Origin of the sequence: Saccharothrix deserti, assembly GCF_009769385.1 — a bacterium.
In the GTDB taxonomy this organism is placed as follows: Bacteria; Actinomycetota; Actinomycetes; order Mycobacteriales; family Pseudonocardiaceae; genus Actinosynnema; species Actinosynnema deserti.
This window is the reverse complement of sequence record NZ_ML775960.1, coordinates 373,193-396,624: the sequence shown is the minus strand read 5'-3', so window position 1 is coordinate 396,624 and position 23,432 is coordinate 373,193. Positions and strand designations below refer to the sequence as shown.

The following is a 23,432-nucleotide window of genomic DNA, read 5'->3' as shown; positions in this document are numbered from 1 at the left end:
ACGGTGGCGAGGGACTACTACGGCACGCTCGGGGTCTCCAAGAACGCGACTCCCGACGAGATCAAGCGCGCCTACCGCAAGCTCGCGCGGCAGCTGCACCCCGACATCAACCCCAACGAGGAAGCGCGCTTCAAGGAGGTGACCGCCGCCTACGAGGTCCTGTCGGACCCGAAGAAGCGGCAGGTCGTCGACCTGGGCGGCGACCCGTTGGAGCCGGGCGGCGGCGGTGGCGGCGGCATGCGCGACCCGTTCGCGGGATTCGGTCTCGGCGACATCATGGACGCGTTCTTCGGCGCGGGCGGCGGTGGCGGACGTGGTCCGCGCAGCCGGGTGCAGCCCGGTTCGGACGCGCTGATCCGGCTGTCGATGACGCTGGAGGAGTGCGCGGCGGGCGCTTCGCGCGAGCTGACCGTGGACACGGCGATCCTGTGCGACCGGTGCGTGGGCAGCGGCTGCGCGGACGGCTCGTCCCCGGTGCGCTGCGACACGTGCGGCGGGCGGGGCGAGGTGCAGTCGGTGCAGCGCTCGTTCCTGGGCCAGGTCGTGACCGCGCGGCCGTGCCCGGTGTGCCGCGGTCTCGGCGAGGTCATCCCGGACCCGTGCCAGCAGTGCGCGGGCGAGGGACGGGTGCGCTCGCGGCGCACCATCTCGGTGCAGATCCCGGCCGGTGTGGCCGAGGGCATGCGGGTGCGGCTCGCGGGCCAGGGCGAGGTCGGCCCCGGCGGCGGACCGGCCGGCGACCTGTACGTCGAGGTCGAGGAGGTGCCGCACGAGGTCTTCGAGCGTGACGGCGCGAACCTGCACTGCTCCGTGCGCATCCCGATGACGACCGCGGCCCTGGGCGCGGTGCTGCCGTTGCAGACGCTGGACGGCGAGGAGGAGCTGGAGATCGAGCCCGGCACCCAGCCGAACACCGAGCTGGTGCTCACCGGGCGCGGTATGCCCAGGCTGCGGTCCAGCGGGCGCATCGACGGCCGCGGCGACCTGCACGTGCACCTCGAAGTCGTGACGCCGACCAAGCTGGACGCCCGGCAGGCCGAACTGCTGCGCGAACTGGCCGTGTCGCGGGGTGAGGACGAGCCGACGCTCGCGCACAACGGCAAGGGCGGCGGCGGGCTGTTCTCGCGGCTGAGGTCCGGCCGCAGCCACCGGTGACGCTGCCGGTCTTCCTGGTCGCCGCGTTGCCCTCGGGCGACGCGGCGGTCCTGGACGGTCCCGAGGGGCGGCACGCGGCCACCGTGCGCCGGTTGCGCGCGGGGGAGGAGCTGGTGCTCTCCGACGGCACGGGCGCCCAGGTGCGGTGCGTGGTCGAGGAGGCGTTGAAGGACTCCCTTCGGCTGCGGGTCGTCGAACGGTGGGTCGTGCCGGAGCCCGCGGTGCGCGTGGTCGTGGCGCAGGCGCTGGTGAAGGGTGATCGCGGTGAGCTGGCCGTGGAGCTGGCCACCGAGGTGGGCGTGGACCGCGTCGTGCCGTGGCGCGCCTCGCGCTGCGTGACGAAGTGGGAGGACGGTCCGCGCGGGGCGAAGGCCCTCGAACGCTGGCGCAGCACCGCGCGTGAGGCGGCCAAGCAGGCCCGTCGGGCGCGCGTGCCGACGGTCGCGGAACCCGTTTCGACGTCCGGCCTCGTGCGGTTGGCGGAGTCGTCGGCGGTCACCCTGGTATTGCACGAATCGTCGTCAGTGGGCATTGGATCGGTTCAGCTGCCCTCTTCAGGTGATGTGCTGCTGGTGGTCGGACCGGAAGGCGGCATCACCGACGAGGAATTGTCGGCGTTGACCGGGGTCGGTGCGCACGTAGTGCGACTGGGTCCGACCGTTCTGCGAGCGTCGACCGCCGCAGCCGTGGCCTTGGGTGCGCTGGGTGTGCTGACCGATCGCTGGCGGTAATTGGCCTTGCTCCCTTCTGGCGAATGCCAGACATAGGGGTTACGCTCATGGCCGAGGGGTTGCATTGGTCTAAACGCGATCAGCCCTTCACACCAGACTCGCCGGACACCTCCCCCCTCGGTCCGGCGCTGCCGCGTCGCGGTGGGACGACCCCCAGGTCCCACCGCGACGCGGCCCTCTTTTGCGTGCGGGGGTTTTGATTGCGCATCGTCTACGGCGGGCACCCGAGTCAGTTCGGTGAGTTTTACTCGCCTGCTGGTGAATTGTTTCCCGTCATCGTGGTAATCCATGGTGGTTTTTGGCATCAGCGTTATGGGCTGGAACTGGGCAGGCCCCTGGCCGCCGACCTCGTCGCCCACGGCGTGGCCGCGTACAACATCGAGTACCGGCGGGTGGACGGCGGCGGCGGGTGGCCCGAGACCGGGAACGACGTGCTCGCCGCGATCGACGCCCTGGACCCGGCCCTCGGCCCCGTTGTCACGCTGGGTCACTCCGCCGGTGGTCATCTGGCCGTGTGGGCCGCCGCCCGCCACCCCCGCGTGATCGGTGCAGTGGCCCAAGCAGGGGTCTTGGACTTCCTCCAACACCCCCAGATCACCCGCCGCGCGGCCGAACTGCTGGGCGGCACCCCTCAGGAAGTCCCGACCCTCTACGCCGACGCCTCCCCAGCCGCCCTCCTGCCGATCGACAAGCCGATGATCCTGGTCCACGGCGAGGCCGACGAGGACGTCCCGTTCGCCCAGAGCGAGGCCTTCGCCCGCGCCTCCGGCGCCGAACTGATCGCCCTGCCCGCCACCGACCACATGTCCCTGATCACCCCCGGCACCGCCGCCTGGACCGCCTCCCGCACCGCCGCCCTCCGCCTAGCCCACCCGTGAGTCCTACCTCCAGAACGCGTGTGTCCTACGTCCAGAACGCGTGTGTCCTACGTTCGGAGCGCGTGAGTCCTACGGCTGGGATGGCGGGTGGTGAGTAGCCTGCGGAGCCATGTCCGACTGCCTGTTCTGCCGCATCGTCGCCCGCGAGATCCCGGCCACCGTGGTGCACGAGACCGACACCACGCTGGCGTTCCGCGACATCTCACCGCAAGCGCCGACACACGTGGTCCTGGTGCCCAAGGTGCACGCCCCGGACGCCGTGACCCTGGCCGCCGCCGCGCCCACCGTGCTGGACGACCTGTTCCTGGCCGCCGGCGAGGTGGCGAAGTCCGAGGGCGTCGCCGGCAGCGGCTACCGACTGCTGTTCAACACCGGTGCGGACGCGGGCCAGACCGTCTTCCACGCCCACCTGCACGTCCTCGGCGGACGACGGCTCGGCCCGCTGGCCTGAGGCCTGACGCACCCGGAGCAGGAACGCCCACTTGTCCGGTTCCTCGGGCCACTGCCGGTCCCGTGCCAGGCGGAGGCAGGCGGGCAGGTCGTCGGAGGTGGGCAGGCGCAACTCCTCCACGGCCTCGAGTAGATCAGGCCGTGTCCAACCCGTTCCTTACTCCGGTGCGGAGTGTCGGTGGGGACGGCTAGCATCGACCGGGTAGGTCGAATTCACACGCAGATTGTCCGAGCACGGCGCGAACGCGCAGGAAGAGGGCCCGAGGCCACGTGGCCGGTACCGCTGACAACACGCCGCAGGCAGGCCAGGCCGCGGCCGACGCCCAATCCAAGTTCGCCGTGCCCGACGGTGCGGTGCTCGCCCTGCTCGGGTCGCGTGACGAGAACCTCCGGCTCGCCGAGGAACTGCTGGACGCCGACGTGCACGTGCGCGGCAACGAGGTCACCCTCTCCGGCCAACCCGCCGACGTGGCGTTCGCCGAACGGGTGTTCTCCGAGCTGGTCACGCTCGCCAGCCGCGGCCAGCAGGTCGGCCCGGACACGGTCCGCCGCACGGTCGCGATGCTGTCCGCGGGCACCAGCGAGTCGCCCGCCGAGGTGCTGAGCCTCGACATCATCTCCCGGCGCGGCCGCACCATCCGGCCGAAGACGCTGAACCAGAAGCACTACGTGGACGCGATCGACAACAACACCATCGTGTTCGGCATCGGGCCCGCGGGCACCGGCAAGACCTACCTGGCCATGGCGAAGGCCGTGCAGGCGCTGCAGGCCAAGCAGGTCAACCGGATCATCCTGACCAGGCCGGCGGTCGAGGCGGGCGAGCGGCTGGGCTACCTGCCCGGCACGCTCTACGAGAAGATCGACCCGTACCTGCGCCCCCTGTACGACGCGCTGCACGACATGGTCGACCCGGAGTCGATCCCGCGCCTCACCCAGGCGGGCACGATCGAGGTCGCCCCTCTGGCCTACATGCGTGGGCGCACGCTTAATGACGCGTTCATCATCCTCGACGAGGCGCAGAACACGACGCCCGAACAGATGAAGATGTTCCTCACCCGATTGGGCTTCGGCTCGAAGGTCGTGGTGACCGGCGACATCACCCAGGTCGACCTGCCCGGCGGGCAGCGCAGCGGCCTGAGGGTCGTCAAGGACATCCTCGAAGGCGTGGACGACGTCCACTTCTCCATCCTGACCAGCAACGACGTGGTCCGCCACCGGCTGGTCGCGGACATCGTGGACGCCTACGAGAAGTGGCAGGTCGAGCAGGACGAGGGTGACGCGGGCGACCGGCACCAGCACCACGCCGGACCCGGTGCGCGGTCACGTGGGCAACGCCGGGGACGATAGGCGCCGTGAGCATCGAGATCGCGAACGAGTCGGGCGTGAACGTGGACGAGCCGTCCATCGTCTCCGCCGCCCGGTTCGCCCTGGACCGGATGGGCGTCAGCCCGTTGGCCGAGTTGTCCGTCCTGCTGGTGGAGCTGGACGTGATGGCGGACCTGCACCAGCGCTGGATGGACCTGCCGGGCCCGACGGACGTGATGGCGTTCCCGATGGACGAGCTGGACTCGGCGCGCCGTCCCGACGCGGCGGGCCTCGGCCCGGCGCTGCTCGGGGACATCGTGCTGTGCCCGGACTTCGCCAAGGACCAGGCCAAGAAGGCGGGCCACAGCCTGCTGGACGAACTGCACCTGCTGACCGTGCACGGCGTGCTGCACCTGCTCGGCTACGACCACGCCGAGCCCGCCGAGGAGCGGGAGATGTTCACGCTGCAGAACCGCATCCTGGGCGACTTCCGCACCGCGGCGGCCGAGGCGGAGCGCAAGTCGGCGCAGCGCGAGGCCGACTCGAAGCTCCTCGGGGCGGTCGGCCTGGAAGACGCGGACCGGCCCGAGCCGACACCCTGAGGCGGCCGAGGTGATAGGCAGTTCCGCCGGCTTGCTGGTGCTGGCCGTGGTGTTGGTGTTGACGGCCGGTGCGTTCGCGGGTGCGGACGCCGCGCTGGGCACGGTGTCGCGGGCGCGGGTCGAGGCGTTGCAGCGGCAGGGTCGGGCGGGCACCGGGCAGTTGATCCAGCTGCTGGCCGACCGGCCGCGGCACGTGAACCTGCTGCTGTTGCTGCGGCTGGGCTGCGAGCTGGCGGCGACCGTGCTGGTGACGGTGGTGTGCTTCGAGCTCATCGCCACCGACTGGGTCGCCATGCTGGTCGCCGGGCTGAGCATGCTCGTGGTGTCGTACGTGCTGGTCGGCGTGGGTCCGCGGACGCTCGGCAGGCAGCACCCGTATGCGGTGAGCCTGCTCGCGGCGGGCCCGATCCGGGTGCTCGGGCGCGTGCTGGGGCCGTTGAGCAGGCTGCTGATCCTGTTCGGCAACGCGATCACCCCCGGCAAGGGCTTCCGCGAGGGGCCGTTCTCGTCCGAGGTCGAGTTGCGCGAGCTGGTCGACATGGCGCAGGAACGCGGCGTCGTGGACGAGGGCGAGCGGGAGATGATCCACTCGGTCTTCGAGCTGGGCGACACGATCGCGCGCGAGGTGATGGTGCCGCGCACCGAGATCGTGTGGATCGAGCAGACCAAGTCGATCCGCCAGGCGCTGGCCCTGTCCCTGCGTACCGGCTACACGCGGGTGCCGGTGATCGGGGAGAGCGTCGACGACATCGTCGGCGTGGTGAACCTCAAGGACCTGGTGCGGCTGACGTTGGCCGACGAGCCGAACGGCACGTCCGTGGCGGACGTGATGAAACCCGCGTCGTTCATCCCGGACTCGAAGCCGATCGCGGACCTGCTGCGGGAGATGCAGCTGTCGCGCAACCACCTGGCGATCGTGGTCGACGAGTACGGCGGCACGGCGGGGCTGCTCACCATCGAGGACATCCTCGAGGAGATCGTCGGCGAGATCACCGACGAGTCGGACACCGACGACCGGCCGCCGGTGGAGCACCTGACCGACGGCTCGGTGCGGGTCAGCGCGCGGTTGCCGGTGGACGACCTGGACGCGTTGTTCGGCACGGAACTGGACGACCACGAGGTGGAGACCGTCGGCGGTCTGCTGGCCCAGCGCCTGGGCCGCGTGCCGCTGCCGGGTACGGAAGCGGAGATCGCGGGCCTGCGGATGCGGGCCGAGGGCGGTAAGGACGAACGCGGGCGGATGCGCATCACGACGGTGCTCGTCCGGCCGGTGAACAGCGACAACGGCGAGGGGAACCCCGGTGACTGACCTCGACCCCGAGGACCAGAAGATCATCACGCTGGCGCGTTCGGCGAAGGCCCGCACGGGCGCGTCGGAAGGTGCGGCCGTCCGGGATACCGACGGCCGCACCTACACGGCCACCACCGTGGCGCTGCCCTCGCTCGAGCTGACCGCGCTCCAGGCGGCGGTGGCGGCAGCCGTGTCCAGCGGCGCCGAGGGCCTGGAGGCAGCCGCCGTCGTCACCGCCGCCGACGCCGTGGACCAGGAGTCCCTGGCCGCCGTCCGCGACCTCACCGCCGGCGCTCCGGTCCTGCGCGCCGACGCCTCGGGAGCGTTGCTCGAAACGGTGTTGGACTGACGCGTTGGAGGTCGTGCCGGAGGCGCGGCCATCAACACGGCCAACCACCACGCGAGGTCGCGTCGGCAATCCAACACGGTCAGGCGGGTGCTTCGGCCAGGCCGAGCTGCGTGAGCATGCTCATGTTGTCGCTGTAGCTGTGGAACTCGGTGATCTTGCCGTTGCGGGCCCTGATGAAGGACGAGCCCCGGACGGCGACCTTCCGCCTGGTCGCGGGCACGCGGTTGCCGCCGCCGAGGTCCAGCTCACCGCTGTTGGTGCCGGTGAGCTCCAGCTCGTCGGCCACCGAGTCGTCGCCGACGACCCGGTTGGTCACGCGCACCCGCATGTCCGGGAACGCGGTCATCCAGGTCTGGACGTACCGGCGCGCCGAGTCGCGGTCGCGGATCGGCTCCGGCGCGACGTCGTCGATCCACACGAAGTCGTCCGCCAGCGTGTTGATGAAGGCGTCGGCGTCGCCCCGGTTGAACGCCTCGGTCTGCTGGTCGTCCAGGCGGATGAGGTCTTCCCTGGACATGGCGGACTCCGCGCGCGAGGGGCTCAGCGAGGAGTCCACCACGCCGAGCTGGGCCATCAGGCCTATGGCGTCGGGGTGGGTGTGGAACTCTTTGATCTTGCCGTTCTCGATCCGGGCGAACACCGTGCTGCGGCTCGAGACCTTCTTGCCGGTCGGGGGGATCTGCCGGTCGCCGAAGTTCAGCGGGCCCTGGTTCGTGCCGGTGAACTCGACTTCCGAGGCGACCGAGTCGTCCCCGACGACCCGGTTGATCTCACGCAGGTGCATGTCCGGGAACGCGGTGAACCACGACTCGGTGAACCGGCGCGCCTCCTCACGGCTGCGCATCGGCGCCGGCAGGGAGTCGTCGACCCACTCGAAGTTGTCCGCGAACAGGTTGACGAACGCATCCGGGTCGTGTCGGTCCCACGACGCGATACCCACATCGTCCAGGCGCCGGAGTTCTTCTTTCGTCGTCATGTTCCCTCCTTGTCGACGGTCAGGCTCGTGTGGACGCGCTCGCCAGGCCGAGCTGGCTCATCATGGTCAGGTTGTCGGAGTGGCTGTGGATCTCCTTGATCTTGCCGCCCTGGGCCTTCATGAAGATGTTGAGACCCGCGCTGACCTTCTTGCCGGTCGGCGCCACCCGGTTGCCGCCCACGTTGAGCGGCCCGGTGTTGGTCCCGCTCATCTGCAGCTCGACGGCGATCGAGTCGTCGCCGATCACCCGGTTCTTCTCCTTGACCCGCATGTCCGGGAACGCGGAGGACCACGACTCGAAGTACTGGCGTGCCGCGTCACGCGAGCGCATGGGCTTCGGTTCCAGGTCGTCGGTCAGCACGCAGTCCTCCGTGAGCAGGTTCACGAAGGAGTCCGCGTCGTGCTGGTCCCAGGCTTTGACGCACGCCTCTTCCAGGCGTGTGAGGTCGTTCTTCGCCATCTCGCCTCCTTGTCGGGCTAGGTCACTCGATTGCGCCCACAAGGCTCTGCCTCGTAGGCCATTCGCACTAGTGCCGTAGGTCACATGTGTCCGGGCCGGGGGTGTCGCCCAGCCAAACGGAGTAGTGCCTACGCCTGAAAGGGTGCCTCGCCTCGACCATGAACACCGATTGGGCCGCGTGCGACCGACGGCGGCCGGTAGCATCGCGATCATGACCGAGAGAATCGAGTCTCCCGCCCACCGGTGAGCGAGACGACCGGGGCAAGCCCCCGGACCAGCCTCTACGACCACGCCGTGCGCCTGCACCGGCAGCACCCCGACGGGCCGCTGCCGAGGGACGGCAGACCGCTACCCGACGAGCCACGCCCACGACGTCGCCGCCCTGAGGCCGACCAGCGGCTGGTCGGCGCTGACGTCGCCGAGGCCCTGGACCGCCACTTCGGCGGTGACGCGCCTCCGCAAGCCCTGGCCGAGGCCGTCCGAGACCTCTACGTGCCGATGCACCGCAACGACCACATCGCCGCCGCGGCCCTGCGGTGGGACCGGGAGCGCGTCCGCACGACGGGGCGGTGGCTGGTCAGGCACGGCACGGATCGTCAGGCGGTCGCGGTGGGCCTGGCGCTCCTCGCGTCCGGCTGGGACGAGGACGACATCCCGCTGATCCGCACGATCGGCCTGCTGTCCGACTCGTTCGGCCCGCTCGCCGCCGAGGCGCTGAAACGCCGCCGGGGCGGCGCCGACGCCCTGTTGTGGCTGGGCGACCGGGTCGCCGGCTGGGGACGGGTCTACGTGGTGGAAGCCCTGTGCCTGGTCGGTGGTCGAGCCGCACGGGATTGGCTGCTGCGGCGGGCGTGCGACGGCGATTTCCTCAACGGCTACTACGCGGGCAAGGTGGCGACAGCCGCCCACCTGCACGAAGCCATCACCGCCAAGTCCGATGACGACCTCGTGGATCACACCGGGCGTCTCCTGCTGACGATGGCCGACTGTGGCGGCATGGGCATGACCCTTGAGCACTACCCACCCGCGCACGCGGTCGTGGGCGCACACGTCGGCCACCTGGACCGCCAACAGCCGACCCTGCGCCGGTACCTCGTGGCGGCCACCATCGCCCACCGCCTGGGCACCATGGAGGTCGCCACGGCCGAGCGACGAGCGCGGCTGGTCGACCGCTACCGGGCCGTGCTCGACCGGGACGAGTGGTGCGCCGTGGTCCGAGAGGCCTCCGAGGATCCCGACGACCACTACCTGCCGTGGTTTCGCCGGGAGATCGCGCCGAAGCTCGGGTTGCGGGCGTTCGAGGGGTTGACAACGGCTGACGAGGGCTGACGGGGAGCGGCCGGAGGGTGCGGGGACAATGGACGGATGGATGGTTACCGTTCCGGGTTCGCGTGCTTCGTCGGCCGCCCCAACGCAGGCAAGTCGACGTTGACCAACGCGCTGGTCGGGACCAAGGTCGCGATCACGTCGAGCAAGCCGCAGACCACCCGCCACACCATCCGGGGCATCGTGCACCGCGAGGACGGCCAGCTGGTCCTCGTGGACACCCCCGGCCTGCACCGCCCGCGCACCCTCCTCGGCCAGCGCCTCAACGACCTGGTCCGGGAGACGTGGACCGAGGTGGACGTGGTCGGGTTCTGCGTGCCCGCCGACCAGAAGGTCGGCCCCGGCGACAAGTTCATCGCCGCCGAGCTGGAGAAGATCGCCAAGCGCACCCCGGTCATCGGCATCGTCACCAAGACCGACCTGGTGAGCCAGCAGCAGGTCGCCGAGCAGCTGCTGGCGCTGCAGAAGGTGATGGACTTCGCCGAGCTGATCCCGGTCTCCGCCGTGGACGGCTACCAGGTCGACGCCCTCGCCGACCTGGTGCTGGGCAAGCTCCCCGAGGGCCCGCCGCTCTACCCGGACGGCGAGCTGACCGACGAGCCGGAGCTGACCCTGATCGCCGAGCTGATCCGCGAGGCCGCGCTGGAGGGCGTGCGGGACGAGCTGCCGCACTCGATCGCCGTCGTGGTCGAGGAGATGCTGCCCCGCGAGGGCCGCGACGACCTGGTGGACATCCACGCCAACGTGTTCGTCGAACGCCCCAGCCAGAAGGCGATCATCCTGGGGCACCGGGGTGAACGCCTGAAACAGGTCGGCATCACGTCCCGCAGGCACATCGAGAAGCTGCTCGGCACCCGCGTCTACCTCGACCTGCACATCAAGATCGCCAAAGACTGGCAGCGCGACCCGAAGCAGTTGCGCAGGCTGGGCTTCTAGGCAGACTGGGGTTTCCAGGTGGCGAACCTCTACCGGGACACCGGGGTGGTCCTGCGGGTGCAGAAGCTCGGCGAGGCCGACCGCATCATCACGCTGCTCACCCAGAAGCACGGCAAGGTGCGCGCGGTGGCCAAGGGCGTGCGCCGCACGTCGTCCCGGTTCGGCGCCCGGCTGGAGCCGTTCGGGCACGTCGACGTGCAGTTCTACCCCGGACGGTCGCTCGACGTGATCACCCAGGTGGAGACGCTGGACGCGTTCGGCGTGGTCCTGGTGGACGACTACCAGCGCTACACGGCGGCGTGCGCGGTGCTGGAGACCGCCGACCGGCTCACCTCCGAGGAGGGCGAACCCGTCCTCCGGCTGTACCTGCTGGTCACCGGCGCGCTCCGGGCGCTCGCGGCCAAGGAACGGGACGCCTCGCTCATCCTCGACGCCTACCTGATGCGCGCCATGGCGTTCGCGGGCTGGGCGCCGGCGGTGGACGAGTGCGCGCGCTGCGGTGACCCGGGGCCGCACAAGGCGTTCAACGTGCACGCGGGCGGCATGGTGTGCCCGCGGTGCCGTCCGCCGGGCAGCGCCACGCCGTCCGCCGACACGCTGCGCCTGCTCGCCGCCCTGCTGCACGGCCAGTGGGACGTGGTGGACGGCATTCCGACCGGGGCACGTCGCGACGCCAGCGGCCTGGTCGCCGCGCACCTCCAGTGGCACCTGGAACGGCAGCTGCGCTCGCTGCCCTTGGTCGAGCGAAAGGCGCAGCCGACCGACGGTTAGAGTCCGCCTGCCGCACGAACACCCTCCCGAAAACTCCCCCGCAGTCACCCGAGAGGACAGTCATGCTCCGCCGACGGCGGGTTGAGCGCGTCCAGCGCGTTCCCCGACCCCCGGAACCGCACCCGACCGGCGCGACGCCGCCGGTGCTGCCCGCGGACCTCGTGCCCAAGCACATCGCGATCGTGATGGACGGCAACGGCCGCTGGGCCAACCAGCGCGGCCTGTCCCGCATCGAGGGGCACAAGCGCGGCGAGGCCGTCGTGGTCGAGGCGGCCAAGGGCGCCATCGAGCTGGGCGTGAAGTGGCTGTCGCTGTACGCGTTCTCCACCGAGAACTGGCGGCGCAGCCCGGAGGAGGTCCGCTTCCTGATGGGCTTCAGCCGCGACGTGATCCACCACCGCACCGACGAGCTGGACGAACTCGGTGTGCGGGTGCGCTGGGCGGGCCGCCGGCCGAGACTGTGGCGCAGCGTCATCAAGGAGCTCGAGGTCGCCGAGGAGCGCACGAAGGACAACGACGTGCTGAACCTCGCGATGTGCATCAACTACGGCGGGCGAGCCGAGGTCGGCGACGCGGCGCGGGAGATCGCCAGGCTGGCCGCCGCCGGGAAGATCAACCCGGAGAAGGTGGACGAGCGCACCGTCGCCAAGTACATGTACCAGCCCGACATGCCGGACGTGGACCTGTTCATCCGGCCGTCCGGCGAGCAGCGCACGTCGAACTTCCTGCTGTGGCAGTCGGCGTACGCGGAGCTGGTGTTCCAGGACATCCTGTGGCCGGATTTCAACCGGCTGGACCTGTGGCGCGCCTGTGAGGCGTTCGCCATGCGCGACCGGCGCTTCGGTGGCGCCGTGGACAAACCCGACGTGGAGGATTCGGAGTGACCGACGAGGACGCCGCGGTGACCGCGGAACTGCTCACCGCGGCCCGTGAGGCGTTGGAGATGTTCCACGACGTGCACGTCGACGACGACGGCGCGCTGAGCTTCCAGCACGCGGAAGTGCCGTGCGCGGTGCAGGCGATGCGGCTGGCCGAGGGCCTGACCGTGCTCAGCCTGACCTGCGTGGTGGCGTGGGACCTGCCGGACGACCGGAACCTGGCGGTGTCCGCCGCCGAGCGCGCCGGGCAGGGCCTGTTCGGCACGCTCGGCGTGGTCCGCACCGAGCGTGGGATGGATGTGACGTTGCGCTACGCGTTCCCGGCCGAAGGGCTCAAGCCGGAACCGTTGAGCACGCTGCTGATGTTGGTCGTGTCCACTGCCTCGCAGCTGCGCAACGAGCTGCTGGCCGGAACCGGGGACGGTGCCTGATGGCTGGTGTGATCGTGTACGAGCCCGACGACGAGACGGACGTGGAGGGCCTGCCCTGGGCCGTCACGTTCGAGGCGTCGGCGGGGGAGGAGTGGGCTTCGTTCGTGTGCGGCCCTTACGAGCGGGACGACGCGGTGAAGCTGGCCGAGGAGGTGCTCACCGCCAGTCGCGGCGTTACGGCGGTCGTCGAACCGCTGTTGCCGGTGACGGAGGCGGCGGACGTCCTGGCGACCATCGCCGAGCTGCGTGACGAGGAAGAAGAGACCGAGTAGCGGCGTCGGGGGTCGTCTCCGGCCGGCGCTTTCGCAGTTGTCCACAGGCAGGGGCCGACGTCGCGAATTTGTCGGACCCCACCGGCAGAATAAAGACAGGGGTCCCCTGGCGAGGACCCCTGCGAAGCGTGGTCAGATCTCGGTCGGGATTCTCGGTCGGGCTCGCAGGCGTCGGCCGGGTGACGGTGGTGGTCTCGGTCCTGGAGTGTGGCGGAAAACCCGACGTACGTCGGTGAGGTGCGGGCGGGTGGTCTGGCATCATCTCGGAAGTGACAATCACTGGCGAGATCCGCGGATCACGCCCGCGCCCCACGCCGCCGCGCTGGAAGATCACTTCGCTCGAAGTGCTCTGCGTGCTGCTCGTGCTGGCGCTGGTGTTGCAGGACTGGTTGGTCGGCGTGCTCGACGTGCCGGTCCTGCGTACCGCGTCCACGGTGTTCGTCGCGGTCTGCGTGCAGGCACTGCCGTTCCTCGTGCTCGGTGTCCTGATCAGCGGCGCGATCGCGGCGTTCATCCCGGCCAGCGCGCTGCGCCGGGCGTTGCCGAAGAGGACCGCGCTGGCGGTGCCCGTCGCGGGCGTCGCCGGGGTGGCGTTGCCGGGCTGCGAGTGCGCGTCCGTGCCCGTCTCCCGCCGCCTGATGCAGCAGGGCGTCGCACCCGCCGTGGCGCTGACGTTCCTGCTCGCCGCACCCGCGGTGAACCCGATCGTGCTGGTCGCCACGGCGGTGGCGTTCCCCAACGCGCCGATGATGGTGCCCGCCCGGTTCGTCGGGGCGCTGCTCACCGCCATCGTCATGGGCTGGCTGTGGACCCGGTTCGGCAAGGCCGAGTGGATCGCCGAACGCGCGCTGCGCCGGCTGCCCGACCACGACGGCACGTCCCGCTGGGTGGTGTTCGCCGAGACCGCGCGGCACGACCTGGTCGACGCGGGCGGGTTCCTCGTGCTCGGCGGCGTGTTCGCGGCGGCGTTCAACGTCCTCGTGCCGCAGGCGTGGCTGGAGACGCTGGGCGGCCAGATCGTGCTGGCCGTGGTGGTGCTGTCGCTGCTGGCCGTGGTGCTGGCGCTGTGCAGCGAGGCCGACGCGTTCGTCGCGGCCTCGATGTCGGCGCTGCCGCTGCTGCCGCGGCTGGTGTTCCTGGTGGTCGGCCCGGCGGTCGACGTCAAGCTCATCGCGCTGCAGGCGGGCGCGTTCGGCAAAAAGTTCGCGGCGCGCTTCGCCCCGGCCACGTTCGTGGTGGCGATCGCGTCCGCACTGGCGGCGGGAGCGGTGTTCCTGTGAGGCGCGAGACCCAGAACATCCTGTTGGTCCTGCTCGGCGGCGCGCTGCTGAAGCTGGCGCTGACCGGCACGTACCTGCGGTACGTCAAGGAGTCGTTGCAGCCGTGGCTGGTCGTCACCGGCGCCACCATGGTCGTGCTGGCCCTGGTGTCGATCGTGCGCGACATCCGCGGCGGCCAGGGGGACCCCAACGGGGTCGAGCACAGCGCGATCGAGCACGCCGGGCACGAGCACGGCACGTCGCGCAGCCCGTGGATGCTCCTGCTGCCGGTGCTCGCGGTGTTCCTGATCAGCCCGCCGGCGCTCGGCGCGGACACGGTCAACCGGTCCGACCGCAACGCCGCCCAGGAGGCCAACGCGTCGAACGGGTTCGCGGCGCTGCCGTCCGACGAGGTCGTCCCGCTCAGCATCGGCGAGTTCGTCACCCGCACCGCGTGGGACGACTCCGGCTCGCTGAACGACCGCACGGTCAAGCTCACCGGGTTCGTGGTGCGCAAGGACGGTGACGTGTTCGTCGCCCGGCTGACCATCTCGTGCTGCGCCGCCGACGCCTCGCCGGTCAAGGCGAAGATGGTGGGTCAGAACTTCGACGCGCTGCCGACCGACCAGTGGATCGAGGCCACCGGCCGGGTGGTGCCCGGCTCGGCGACCAAGGAGACCGCGTTCGTGCCGACGTTCACCGTCTCGCAGGTCGTGCCGATCGTCACGCCGGAGGACACCTACGAGGGCTGAACCTTGCCGGAGCAGTCCTGGCACGTGCCGAAGATCTCCACGGTGTGGCTGACCTCGACGAACCCGTTCTCCGCCGCGATCCGGTCGGCCCACTTCTCCACGGCCGGGCCCTCGACCTCCACCGTGCGGCCGCAGCTGCGGCACACCAGGTGGTGATGGTGGTGCTGCGAGCAGCGGCGGTAGATCGCCTCACCGGTGTCGGTGCGCAGCACGTCCACCTCGCCGGCGTCGGCCAGCGACTGGAGCGTGCGGTAGACCGTGGTCAGGCCGATGCCCTCGCCGCGCTTGCGCAGCTCCTCGTGCAGCTCCTGGGCCGAGCGGAACTCGTCGAGCGAGTCGAGCAGCTTGGACACGGCGGTGCGCTGCTTGGTCGAACGCAGCCCTGGCACCGCGGTGGTCGGGCGCTCGCTAGTGGTCACATCTCCTCCGTCCGGGGGGTCCGGTCGGTCTGGTTGATACCACGCGGCCCCTCGTCCACGTGAGTGACCGCGTCCACCACGATGTGCGCCAAGTGCTCGTCGACGAGCCGGTAGACGACCTCGCGGCCGTGCCGCTCGCCGTGCACCACGCCCGCGGCCTTGAGCACCCGCAGGTGCTGGCTGATCAGCGGCTGGGCCACGCCCAGCGCCTCGACCAGCTCGTGCACGCACCGGTCCGCCTCGCGCAGTTGCAGCACGATCGCGATCCGCACCGGCGCGGCGAGCGCACGCAGCAGCTCACCGGCCGCGGACAGGGTCCGGGTCGGCTTCGGCGGCGCGGGCGGGGGTACGTGGCGTTCCGGGGAGTGCACGTGCTCGCCCCGCACTCCGACCGTCACGGCGCCTCCCACGTGGTATGGATTTTCACCACCGATACTACGGCGCTAGAGCACGGACACCGTGATGAGCACCAACACGGCGAGTACGAGCACCCTCAGGAGGCGCGCGCTCGGGGTGAGCAGGGGCCAGGTTGTCGCCAGAAGTGCCGCCACACCGAGCACCAACAGGCCCAGCAGCAGGGCGCCCACCGTGCCCTGCAACCACACGCCCAGCCCGAACAGCGCGAGGACCAGCAGGAACGCCGCCGGCGCGGGCACCCGCGAGAGCGGTCCAGCACCGGGGATCAGGGTCCGCTTCGAGTCACCAGCCACCATGGCATCCTTGCACCGTGCTGCTCGTGTGCCGCTTCACCGTGGCGGAAAGTGGTGTCGAGGCGTTCACCGAGCGTGTCGACCGGGCGTTGGTGCTGCTCACGGCCCAGCCCGGTTGTCGGCGGGCCCAGCTGTCCCGGTCGACCGACGAGGCGGACCGGTTCGTGCTGACGGTCGAGTTCGACTCGGTGGTGGCGTACCGGAGGGCGATGTCGCCGTTTGAGGTGCGCGAGCACGTCATCCCGCTCCTGTCGGAGGCGAACACCGACGAACCGGCCGCCTACGAGCCGCTGCTGGTCGCGGTGGACGGAGCCGTTCGCCGCGAGGTGAGCCTGCTGGCCCACGACGCCGGCACCGTCCGCCTGGGTGAGGCCGCCGGCCCGACCACCCCGCGCTAGTTCCGGCGACAACTCACGGCCCGCAGGCGCTCACGGCCCGCAGGCGTCCCTCGGTCGCCGTCAGGTCGGCGAAGTCCCACATCACGCGCGACTTGTCCGCCATCCCGGCAGCGTAAGCACAGGTGTGCCGTGGTCGCCCGATGGCGGCCCGACCGCAAGGACTACCCTGGCAAGCCCGTTTACCATCCCTTTCTGCATCTCCCGATGGAGTGTCCGTGGCAGCCGATCGCATCGAGACCGTCGTCAGCCTGTGCAAGCGTCGCGGGTTCGTGTACCCGTGCGGCGAGATCTACGGCGGCACAAGGTCGGCCTGGGACTACGGTCCGCTCGGTGTCGAGCTGAAGGACAACATCAAGCGCCAGTGGTGGAACTACATGGTGCGGGGCCGTGAGGACGTCGTCGGCCTGGACTCGTCGGTGATCCTGCCGCGCGAGGTGTGGGTGGCGTCCGGTCACGTCGAGGCGTTCGTCGACCCGCTGATCGAGTGCAACTCGTGCCACAAGCGGTTCCGGCAGGACACGTTGGTCGAGGAGTACGCCGAGCGCACCGGCAAGGACGTCGCCGAGGGTGACGTCTCCGACGTGCCGTGCCCGAACTGCGGCACCCGCGGTCAGTACACCGAGCCGAAGATGTTCAACGGCCTGCTCAAGACCCACCTCGGCCCGGTCGAGACCGACGAGGGCCTGCACTACCTGCGCCCGGAGACCGCGCAGGGCATCTTCACGAACTTCCTGAACGTGCAGACCACGTCGCGTCGCAAGCCGCCGTTCGGCATCGGCCAGATCGGCAAGAGCTTCCGCAACGAGATCACGCCGGGCAACTTCATCTTCCGCACGCGCGAGTTCGAGCAGATGGAGATGGAGTTCTTCGTCGAGCCGGGCACCGACGAGGAATGGCACCAGTACTGGATCGACGAGCGCTCGCGCTGGTACACCGAGCTGGGCATCTCCAAGGAGAACCTGCGGCATTACGAGCACCCGAAGGAAAAGCTCTCGCACTACTCGAAGCGCACCGTCGACATCGAGTACCGCTTCCAGTTCGGCGGTCAGGAGTGGGGCGAGCTGGAAGGCATCGCGAACCGCACCGATTTCGACCTGAACACGCACTCGAACCACTCGGGCGTCGACCTGTCGTACTTCGACCAGGCCACCAACTCGCGCTACCGGCCGTTCGTGATCGAGCCCGCCGCGGGTGTCGGCCGGCCGATGATGGCGTTCCTGCTGGAGGCCTACACCGAGGACGAGGCGCCGAACGCCAAGGGCGGCGTGGACAAGCGGGTCGTGCTGCGCCTGGACCGCAGGCTGGCCCCGGTCAAGGCCGCGGTGCTGCCGCTGTCGCGCAACGCCGACCTGTCGCCGAAGGCGAAGGACCTGGCCAACTCCCTGCGCAAGCACTGGAACATCGAGTTCGACGACGCGGGCGCCATCGGCCGCCGCTACCGCAGGCAGGACGAGATCGGCACGCCGTTCTGCGTGACGGTCGACTTCGACACCCTCACCGACCACGCGGTGACGGTGCGGGAGCGGGACACGATGTCGCAGGAGCGCGTGTCGATGGACCAGCTCGAGGGCTACCTGGCGGCCCGCCTGATCGGCGCCTGAGCACACGGTCCGCGACGGATTCACCGGTGGACGTCGAGCTGCCCGGTCGCCCTCGGGGTGACCGGGCAGCTCCCGGTTCAACGGCCGACGGGTCTGCCCGCACGACGCTGGTCAGGCGTCGACGACGACCACTTCGTAAGTGGGTGAGGTGGGCGGGAAACCGGTGTCGAAGTGCGCGTTCACCGCGGCGAGCCGGCTGCCGAACAACGCCGCCGTGGCCGGGACGCCGAAGAACGGACTGGTGATCACCTTCTCCAGCGTGCCGTGACCCAGGTCACCGCTCAGCTGGAAGCGGTCGATCCGGTTGTCGAAGTTCCGCACCGCCCACAGCCGCCGGCCCTGGAGCACGATGCCGTCGACGTTGGGCACCTCGACACCCTCGATGAGCGCGGAGGCACCGGTGGCGGGGTCGACGGTGTAGAGCCGTGCGTTCGCGGTGTGGGCGACGATCAGGGTCCGGCCGCCGGCGGTGGCCTGGATCCCGTTGAGGTTGAAGTCGCCGCTGATGTCGGCGGCCGGGCCGGTGAGGTCGAGCGTGTGGACCGCCCCCAGCGCGCCGTGCACGGCGATCGGCACGAAGAAGAGCTTCGCCTGCGTGGAGTCGGTGAACCAGGCGCCGCGGCGGGTGATGACCACGTCGTTGATGAGGCCGGCGGCGGTGAGCTGGAGGGTGGCGACGGGCGCGCGGGTGTGGATGTTGTAGACGTATGCCTGGCCGGTCGGTCCGCCGGCGACGAAGAGCAGGCCGTGCCGCACGTCGACCTTCATCCCGGCCGCCATCCGACCGTCGGGTGCGTCGATGAACAGCGTCGCGGTGCCGCGTCGGATGTCACCGCGGAAGATGTCGCCGGTGAAGAGGTCACCGGCGTAGAAGGTCGACCCGATGCCGGCGGCGATGCCCTCGGCGGACGTGGCGCCCGGCAGCACGATGACCTGGTCCGGTCTGGTGGCGGTGCCGGTTGCGGTGGCCGGCGTGACGGAGCCGACCAGCAGTCCCAGCGTCAGCAGCGGCACGGCCGCGCGCCGCAGGACCCGGGAGAACGGGTGGTTTCGGGGGATCATGTGATTGGACTCCTGTCGTGTCCCCAGTGGGTGGTCGGGGCCACGGGGAATTCCGGATCATCCGGAAAACGCCACGTCGCGCCCGTCAACCCAGCTTGAGCTGCCGACTCGCCGGACGCTCTGCGACGTCACCCACGGGGATGAAGCCGTGCATCTTGTGCGGCTGGACGGGATAACCACGGGGATGTGTCGACCGGGCGGCGTTCAGGCGTTGGCGCGGTGTTCGGATGGGCTGATACCGCGTTCCCGTTTGAACGCCGTGCTGAGCGCGAACGCGGTGCTGTAGCCGACCCGGCGGGCCACCGCGGCGAGGGTGGCGGACGGCTCGCGCAGCAGGTCGGCGGCCAGGGTGAGCCGCCAGTCGGTCAGGTAGGCCATCGGCGGTTCGCCGACCAGTTCGGTGAACCGCCTGGCCAACGCCGCCCGCGACACGCCGACCGCCTCGGCCAGCGCGGCGACCGTCCACGGACGGGCCGGGTCGCCGTGCAGGAGCCGCAGCGCACGCCCCACCACCGGGTCGGCGTGCGCCGAGTACCACGTCGGCGCGTTGGCCTCCGGACGGCAGAACCACGACCGCAGCACGGAGATCAGCAGCAGGTCCAGCAACCGGTCCAGCACCGCCTCCTGGCCCGGCTCGTCGCGTGCGATCTCCGCGGCCAGCAGCGGCACCAGGGGCAGTTCCGAGCTCGGCGCCACGAGGGACGGCGGCAGCACCGACAGCAGCCGCCGGCTCACCTCGCCGTCCAGCTGGTACGTGCCGCTGAGCATCACCACGGACCCGTCGGGGCTCGCGCCCCAAGTCCGCACGCCCAGCCCCCACTGCTCGCACAGCTCCGCGCCGTCCGGGGTGGTGCTGATCTCGCCGGGGTGGATCACCGCCTGCACCGGCGTGGCCGGGTCGTCGGCCAACGTGTACGGGTCGGGCCCGCGCAGCACCGCCACGTCACCGGCGTGCAGCGGCACGGGAACGCCGTCACCGGCCACCAGCCACCCGGAGCCGCGCACCAGCGCCACCACGGACAACGGCGCGCGGTCCTCGATGCGCAGCGACCACGGCGGGTCGAGGACGGTGCGCATGAGGAACGCGCCACGAGCGCGCGGCCCGTCCAGCAGCCCGGCGAGAGCGTCCACGTGCGCAAGCCTAGAGACGCCCGCGTATGCGTTCGAGCTCTCAGGCGATGGAAAGTCCAGGACCCGTCGACTTGACTGACCGCATGTTCCCCACGGTGACGATCATCGCGGCCCTCGGCTGCGGGATGATGGCAGGAGTCTTCTTCGCGTTCTCCGCGATGGTCATGCCCGGTCTGCGGCGGGCCGAGCCGGCGGAGGGCATCGCCGCCATGCGGTCGATCAACACCGCCCTGGTGAACCCGGCGTTCCTCGGGCTCTTCCTCGGCACGGCGGTCGTCGGCGTGGTCGCGGCGTTCGAGGGCGACCCGTGGGCGTGGGCGGGCGCGGCCCTCTACGTCCTGGGCGGGATCGTGTTCACGGCCGCCTTCCACGTCCCGCGCAACAACGAGCTGGAACGGCTCGGCACGCCCGAGTACTGGGAGCGCTACCTCCGCGAGTGGGTGCCCGCGAACCACGTCCGGGCGCTCCTGTCGCTCGCCGCCGGTGCGTCGTTCGTGCTGGCCGCCCTCCACTAGTCGTCACGGTGGGTGATCGTTCACCCGTTTGATGATCTGCGTCACGAACCATCGAGTGAATATCCAGGTGAGTGCACGAAGAAGCTTCCGCATTAACCCTCACGTCACCCTGCTTTGTGACACTGGAGTCAGTCGCAGCTCATCGGGGGGTGTCATGGCGCGTGTTGTCGTAACAATGGTCGCATTGGCGCTCCTCGCCGTGCTGGCCCCATCACCGTTCGGTCACGCCCAGGTCGTGCGGGTCGCTCCCGCCGTGCACGCGACGGCGGCCGGGTCCGAAGAGGAACCCGTCCGGGAGTGCCGCAACGGTCCCGAGCCGCGATCTTGGTCCACCCGATCGTCGCCGGCCAGACCCGCCGAGAACGCCTCGCGCCAGGTCGTCGGCACGAAGCGCCGCGACGCCGCGGCGTGCGTCGCCCCGACCACCGGACGAGGACGGCAGGAACACCTCCGCACCTGGTCGACCCCATCGGCCTTACAGGTGTTCCGGCACTGATCGGCGCCCCACCGCCAGTCGATCGCATCGTCCGACCACCGACGAGTGGGGAAAATCCGATGGAATTCCGTCAACTGGTCCAGCACGCCCGCACGCATTCGCTGCGCAGATCCCCCGAAACGGGGCGCAGGCTCGCCGCCGGCCAATCACCGACCGCACTGTTCATCACCTGCGCAGACTCACGCATCGTGACCGCCGACATCACCGGCGCCGAGCCGGGCAGCCTGTTCGAACTGCGCACGGCGGGCAACGTCATCCCCGCCTACCACCCCGAGTCCGCGTCCAGCGAGATCGCGACCATCGAGTTCGCGGTCGTGCAGCTGGGCGTCACCGAGATCGTGGTGTGCGGGCACTCGCACTGCGGCGCGGTCAAGGCCCTCCACGCGGGCCGGCCCGCGCTCGACCACCTGCCCAACATGCGGCGCTGGCTCGCCTCGCACGCCCGGTTCCGATCGGGCACCGCGCGGCCGGACGAGGCGCTGCGCGCGGAGGGCCAACAGCACGTCCTCGCCCAGCTCGACGAGCTGGGCGACTACCCGTTCGTGCGGGAGCGCGTCGAATCCGGCGACCTGCGCGTGCACGGGTGGTTCTACGACATCGAGTCCGGTGAGGTCTTCGCCCACCGCTCGGACCTGTTCCAGCCGCTGTGAGCGGCTGCCCCGACTTCCGCGGAGTCATCGAGTGAGCATGAAAACCGAACGTTCCGCCCCGCCGGGGCGGCCGTCCTTCTGGCCCGACGTCGGCGCGTCGCTGGTGGTGTTCCTGGTGGCGCTCCCGCTGTGCGTGGGCATCGCCGTGGCCTCCGGCGTCCCGGCGGAACTGGGCATCATCACCGGTGTGGTGGGCGGCCTCGTGGTCGGCCTGCTGCCCGGCAGCACCATGCAGGTCAGCGGACCGGCGGCGGGCCTGACCGTGCTGGTCGCGGACACCGTCGCGGCGCACGGCCTGGGCGCGCTCGGCCTCATCGTCCTCGGGGCGGGCCTGCTCCAGGTGTCGATGGGCCTGCTGCGGCTGGGCCGCTGGTTCCGCGCCATCTCGCCCGCCGTGGTCCAGGGCATGCTCGCGGGCATCGGCCTGGTGCTCGTGCTGGGCCAGCTCTACCCGTTCGCCGGGCAGGACCAGCCCGCGACGACCGGTGACAAGATCTCCGGGCTGCTCGACCTCGCCCGTGCGGCGGTGACGACGTCGGTCGGCTTGAGCGGCCTGGCCGTCGGCGTGCTGACGCTGGTGGTGGCGTGGCTGTGGAAGCGCACGCCGTGGCGCGCGGTGCCGGGCATGCTGGTGGCCGTCGTGGTCGCCTCCGCGGTCGGGGTGCTGCTGCCGTTGCCGCGCATCTCGGTCGGCCCGCTGACCGAGGTGGTGTCGCTGGTCGACTTCTCCCTGCTGGACGCCGGTGTGCTGGGCGCGATGCTGACGTTCGCCCTGGTGGCGTCGGCGGAGAGCCTGTTCAGCGCGGCGGCCGTGGACCGGATGCACAGCGGTCCCCGGACGAGGTACGACAAGGAACTCGTCGCGCAGGGCGTCGGCAACACGGTGTGCGGTGTGCTCGGCGCGTTGCCGATGACCGCCGTGATCGTGCGCAGCGCGTCCAATGTGGACGCCGGCGCCCGCACCCGCCTGTCCCGCGTGCTGCACGGCGCGTGGCTGCTGGTGTTCGTGGTGCTGCTGCCGGACGTGCTGTCGTACGTCCCGCTGGCGGTCCTGGCCGCGCTGCTCGTGCAGGCGGGCTGGAAACTCCTGGCGCCCAGGCAAGTCCTGGACCTGGCCCGCGCCGACCGCGCGGAAGCCGCCGTGCTGGTGCTCACCGCCGGTCTGATCGTGCTGACGGACCTGCTCACCGGCACCCTCGTCGGCCTGCTGGCGGCGGTGGTCAAGACGGCCTGGGACATGTCCCGCCTGACCGTCACGGTGACCGCGCACGGCGAGGACCACCACCACGTGGCGGTGCGCGGCAACGCGACGTTCCTCAAGCTGCCCGGACTCCTGGAAACCCTGGAAGCCCTGCCCGACAGCAGGGTCCGGGTGGACCTGACCGGCGTCCACCACCTCGACCAGGCGTGCGGCCAGGCGATCGACCACTGGGCCGCGCGGCGCGCCGGCGTGGAACTGATCCACCCGGTGTCCGCCGACTGATCAATCCGGGAACGGACCGACCGGAAGCGTTCTCGAAGGGTGTCGTGCCCCTGTGCGTCGCGCAGGGGCACGACGCCCTGCTCCACGTCGACCAAGGCCACGCAGTGGCGACACCTTGTCGTCACCCTCCGATCTCGGTGACCAC

Annotated in this window: 29 protein-coding genes; 21 read left to right on the top strand and 8 right to left on the bottom strand. The window is 70.6% G+C overall.

Annotated elements, in window-relative coordinates; all coding sequences use genetic code 11:
- The first annotated feature begins 3 nt into the window (after nucleotides 1–3).
- The 8 genes from dnaJ to FM051_RS04075 all read left to right on the top strand — a co-directional run bounded on the left by dnaJ (nucleotide 4) and on the right by FM051_RS04075 (nucleotide 6,761).
- Complete coding sequence (dnaJ, locus tag FM051_RS04110) at nucleotides 4–1,155, top strand: molecular chaperone DnaJ (RefSeq protein WP_158840741.1); 1,152 nt, start codon at nucleotides 4–6, stop codon at nucleotides 1,153–1,155.
- The gene (locus FM051_RS04105; RefSeq protein ID WP_158840739.1) at nucleotides 1,152–1,886 is read left to right on the top strand and encodes a 16S rRNA (uracil(1498)-N(3))-methyltransferase; all 735 of its coding nucleotides are present in this window, start codon (nucleotides 1,152–1,154) and stop codon (nucleotides 1,884–1,886) included. Before dnaJ ends, FM051_RS04105 begins: the two co-directional genes overlap by 4 nt.
- A 200-nt stretch (nucleotides 1,887–2,086) precedes the next feature.
- On the top strand, nucleotides 2,087–2,764 hold the full coding sequence (locus FM051_RS04100; RefSeq protein WP_158840737.1) for a prolyl oligopeptidase family serine peptidase: 678 nt from the start codon (nucleotides 2,087–2,089) through the stop codon (nucleotides 2,762–2,764).
- Between the two features lie 109 nt (nucleotides 2,765–2,873).
- A complete protein-coding gene (locus FM051_RS04095; protein WP_158840735.1) occupies nucleotides 2,874–3,215 on the top strand; it encodes a histidine triad nucleotide-binding protein in 342 nt (113 codons plus the stop codon).
- A gap of 269 nt (nucleotides 3,216–3,484) precedes the next feature.
- A complete protein-coding gene (locus FM051_RS04090) occupies nucleotides 3,485–4,561 on the top strand; it encodes a PhoH family protein (protein ID WP_158840733.1) in 1,077 nt (358 codons plus the stop codon).
- Nucleotides 4,562–4,566: 5 nt separating this feature from the next.
- Entirely contained in the window at nucleotides 4,567–5,121 is a 555-nt protein-coding gene (gene ybeY, locus FM051_RS04085; RefSeq protein ID WP_158840731.1) for an rRNA maturation RNase YbeY, read from the top strand.
- A 13-nt stretch (nucleotides 5,122–5,134) separates the two neighbouring features.
- Entirely contained in the window at nucleotides 5,135–6,430 is a 1,296-nt protein-coding gene (locus tag FM051_RS04080) for a hemolysin family protein (protein WP_158841056.1), read from the top strand.
- The gene (locus FM051_RS04075) at nucleotides 6,423–6,761 is read left to right on the top strand and encodes a cytidine deaminase (protein ID WP_158840729.1); all 339 of its coding nucleotides are present in this window, start codon (nucleotides 6,423–6,425) and stop codon (nucleotides 6,759–6,761) included. Before FM051_RS04080 ends, FM051_RS04075 begins: the two co-directional genes overlap by 8 nt.
- A gap of 79 nt (nucleotides 6,762–6,840) precedes the next feature.
- Here FM051_RS04075 and FM051_RS04070 read toward each other — a convergent pair whose 3' ends face one another.
- The gene (locus FM051_RS04070; RefSeq protein WP_158840727.1) at nucleotides 6,841–7,737 is read right to left on the bottom strand and encodes an ester cyclase; all 897 of its coding nucleotides are present in this window, start codon (nucleotides 7,735–7,737) and stop codon (nucleotides 6,841–6,843) included.
- 19 nt (nucleotides 7,738–7,756) lie between these two features.
- Nucleotides 7,757–8,197: an ester cyclase gene (locus FM051_RS04065; RefSeq protein WP_158840725.1), complete on the bottom strand. Its 441-nt coding sequence runs from the start codon at nucleotides 8,195–8,197 to the stop codon at nucleotides 7,757–7,759.
- A gap of 243 nt (nucleotides 8,198–8,440) precedes the next feature.
- On the opposite strand from FM051_RS04065, the gene FM051_RS04060 reads away from it, so the two are divergent.
- The 8 genes from FM051_RS04060 to FM051_RS04025 all read left to right on the top strand — a co-directional run bounded on the left by FM051_RS04060 (nucleotide 8,441) and on the right by FM051_RS04025 (nucleotide 14,822).
- Nucleotides 8,441–9,526: a hypothetical protein gene (locus FM051_RS04060; RefSeq protein WP_158840723.1), complete on the top strand. Its 1,086-nt coding sequence runs from the start codon at nucleotides 8,441–8,443 to the stop codon at nucleotides 9,524–9,526.
- Nucleotides 9,527–9,562: 36 nt separating this feature from the next.
- Entirely contained in the window at nucleotides 9,563–10,459 is an 897-nt protein-coding gene (era, locus tag FM051_RS04055) for a GTPase Era (RefSeq protein WP_158840721.1), read from the top strand.
- Nucleotides 10,460–10,477: 18 nt separating this feature from the next.
- Nucleotides 10,478–11,230, top strand: a complete 753-nt coding sequence (gene recO, locus FM051_RS04050) for a DNA repair protein RecO (protein WP_158840719.1) — start codon at nucleotides 10,478–10,480, stop codon at nucleotides 11,228–11,230.
- A 62-nt stretch (nucleotides 11,231–11,292) separates the two neighbouring features.
- Nucleotides 11,293–12,114 carry an isoprenyl transferase gene (locus FM051_RS04045; RefSeq protein ID WP_158840717.1) on the top strand — a complete coding sequence of 274 codons (822 nt, stop codon included), beginning with the start codon at nucleotides 11,293–11,295 and terminating at the stop codon, nucleotides 12,112–12,114.
- A complete protein-coding gene (locus FM051_RS04040) occupies nucleotides 12,111–12,539 on the top strand; it encodes a YbjN domain-containing protein (RefSeq protein ID WP_338019449.1) in 429 nt (142 codons plus the stop codon). The genes FM051_RS04045 and FM051_RS04040 overlap by 4 nt, the downstream gene beginning before the upstream one ends.
- Entirely contained in the window at nucleotides 12,539–12,811 is a 273-nt protein-coding gene (locus tag FM051_RS04035; protein WP_158840715.1) for a hypothetical protein, read from the top strand. Before FM051_RS04040 ends, FM051_RS04035 begins: the two co-directional genes overlap by 1 nt.
- Nucleotides 12,812–13,080: 269 nt before the next feature.
- On the top strand, nucleotides 13,081–14,091 hold the full coding sequence (locus FM051_RS04030; RefSeq protein ID WP_158840713.1) for a permease: 1,011 nt from the start codon (nucleotides 13,081–13,083) through the stop codon (nucleotides 14,089–14,091).
- Nucleotides 14,088–14,822, top strand: coding sequence for a TIGR03943 family putative permease subunit (locus FM051_RS04025; RefSeq protein ID WP_158840711.1), 735 nt, complete (start codon nucleotides 14,088–14,090; stop codon nucleotides 14,820–14,822). The genes FM051_RS04030 and FM051_RS04025 overlap by 4 nt, the downstream gene beginning before the upstream one ends.
- On the opposite strand, the gene FM051_RS04020 is transcribed toward FM051_RS04025, so the two are convergent.
- From FM051_RS04020 to FM051_RS04010, 3 genes are read right to left on the bottom strand one after another with little or no spacing between them, the layout of a single operon-like run.
- Nucleotides 14,810–15,241: a Fur family transcriptional regulator gene (locus FM051_RS04020; protein WP_158840709.1), complete on the bottom strand. Its 432-nt coding sequence runs from the start codon at nucleotides 15,239–15,241 to the stop codon at nucleotides 14,810–14,812. The genes FM051_RS04025 and FM051_RS04020 overlap by 13 nt on opposite strands.
- Complete coding sequence (locus FM051_RS04015) at nucleotides 15,238–15,639, bottom strand: ArsR/SmtB family transcription factor (protein ID WP_158840707.1); 402 nt, start codon at nucleotides 15,637–15,639, stop codon at nucleotides 15,238–15,240. Before FM051_RS04015 ends, FM051_RS04020 begins: the two co-directional genes overlap by 4 nt.
- A 45-nt stretch (nucleotides 15,640–15,684) precedes the next feature.
- A complete protein-coding gene (locus tag FM051_RS04010) occupies nucleotides 15,685–15,951 on the bottom strand; it encodes a hypothetical protein (RefSeq protein WP_238412115.1) in 267 nt (88 codons plus the stop codon).
- A gap of 17 nt (nucleotides 15,952–15,968) precedes the next feature.
- Here FM051_RS04010 and FM051_RS04005 point away from each other — a divergent pair, with 17 nt between their 5' ends.
- Together FM051_RS04005 and FM051_RS04000 are read left to right on the top strand one after the other, a co-directional pair.
- On the top strand, nucleotides 15,969–16,349 hold the full coding sequence (locus FM051_RS04005) for an antibiotic biosynthesis monooxygenase family protein (RefSeq protein ID WP_158840704.1): 381 nt from the start codon (nucleotides 15,969–15,971) through the stop codon (nucleotides 16,347–16,349).
- Nucleotides 16,350–16,564: 215 nt separating this feature from the next.
- Nucleotides 16,565–17,950 (top strand): glycine--tRNA ligase, encoded by a 1,386-nt coding sequence (locus tag FM051_RS04000; RefSeq protein WP_158840702.1) that lies wholly within the window; start codon nucleotides 16,565–16,567, stop codon nucleotides 17,948–17,950.
- Nucleotides 17,951–18,061: 111 nt separating this feature from the next.
- On the opposite strand, the gene FM051_RS03995 is transcribed toward FM051_RS04000, so the two are convergent.
- On the bottom strand, nucleotides 18,062–19,012 hold the full coding sequence (locus tag FM051_RS03995) for an SMP-30/gluconolactonase/LRE family protein (protein WP_158840700.1): 951 nt from the start codon (nucleotides 19,010–19,012) through the stop codon (nucleotides 18,062–18,064).
- 204 nt (nucleotides 19,013–19,216) lie between these two features.
- A complete protein-coding gene (locus tag FM051_RS03990; RefSeq protein ID WP_158840698.1) occupies nucleotides 19,217–20,143 on the bottom strand; it encodes an AraC family transcriptional regulator in 927 nt (308 codons plus the stop codon).
- 71 nt (nucleotides 20,144–20,214) lie between these two features.
- Between FM051_RS03990 and FM051_RS03985 the strand changes: the two genes are divergently transcribed.
- Nucleotides 20,215–20,658 (top strand): anthrone oxygenase family protein, encoded by a 444-nt coding sequence (locus FM051_RS03985; RefSeq protein WP_158840696.1) that lies wholly within the window; start codon nucleotides 20,215–20,217, stop codon nucleotides 20,656–20,658.
- 222 nt (nucleotides 20,659–20,880) lie between these two features.
- Here the strand turns inward: FM051_RS03985 and FM051_RS03980 are convergent, their stop codons facing one another.
- The gene (locus FM051_RS03980) at nucleotides 20,881–21,084 is read right to left on the bottom strand and encodes a hypothetical protein (RefSeq protein ID WP_158840694.1); all 204 of its coding nucleotides are present in this window, start codon (nucleotides 21,082–21,084) and stop codon (nucleotides 20,881–20,883) included.
- 129 nt (nucleotides 21,085–21,213) lie between these two features.
- Between FM051_RS03980 and FM051_RS03975 the strand changes: the two genes are divergently transcribed.
- Both FM051_RS03975 and FM051_RS03970 read left to right on the top strand, forming a co-directional pair.
- Entirely contained in the window at nucleotides 21,214–21,804 is a 591-nt protein-coding gene (locus tag FM051_RS03975) for a carbonic anhydrase (protein ID WP_158840692.1), read from the top strand.
- A gap of 37 nt (nucleotides 21,805–21,841) precedes the next feature.
- Nucleotides 21,842–23,287: a SulP family inorganic anion transporter gene (locus FM051_RS03970; RefSeq protein WP_158840690.1), complete on the top strand. Its 1,446-nt coding sequence runs from the start codon at nucleotides 21,842–21,844 to the stop codon at nucleotides 23,285–23,287.
- The last annotated feature ends 145 nt before the right edge of the window (nucleotides 23,288–23,432 follow it).

Coding starts and splice junctions, on each gene's coding strand:
- FM051_RS04095 (WP_158840735.1), top strand. CDS start 2,874: ATGTCCGACTGCCTGTTCTGCCGCATCGTCGCCCGCGAGATCCCGGCC.
- FM051_RS04070 (WP_158840727.1), bottom strand. CDS start 7,737: ATGACGACGAAAGAAGAACTCCGGCGCCTGGACGATGTGGGTATCGCG.
- FM051_RS04065 (WP_158840725.1), bottom strand. CDS start 8,197: ATGGCGAAGAACGACCTCACACGCCTGGAAGAGGCGTGCGTCAAAGCC.
- era (WP_158840721.1), top strand. CDS start 9,563: ATGGATGGTTACCGTTCCGGGTTCGCGTGCTTCGTCGGCCGCCCCAAC.
- FM051_RS04045 (WP_158840717.1), top strand. CDS start 11,293: ATGCTCCGCCGACGGCGGGTTGAGCGCGTCCAGCGCGTTCCCCGACCC.
- FM051_RS04035 (WP_158840715.1), top strand. CDS start 12,539: ATGGCTGGTGTGATCGTGTACGAGCCCGACGACGAGACGGACGTGGAG.
- FM051_RS03995 (WP_158840700.1), bottom strand. CDS start 19,012: ATGATCCCCCGAAACCACCCGTTCTCCCGGGTCCTGCGGCGCGCGGCC.
- FM051_RS03975 (WP_158840692.1), top strand. CDS start 21,214: ATGGAATTCCGTCAACTGGTCCAGCACGCCCGCACGCATTCGCTGCGC.
- FM051_RS03970 (WP_158840690.1), top strand. CDS start 21,842: ATGAAAACCGAACGTTCCGCCCCGCCGGGGCGGCCGTCCTTCTGGCCC.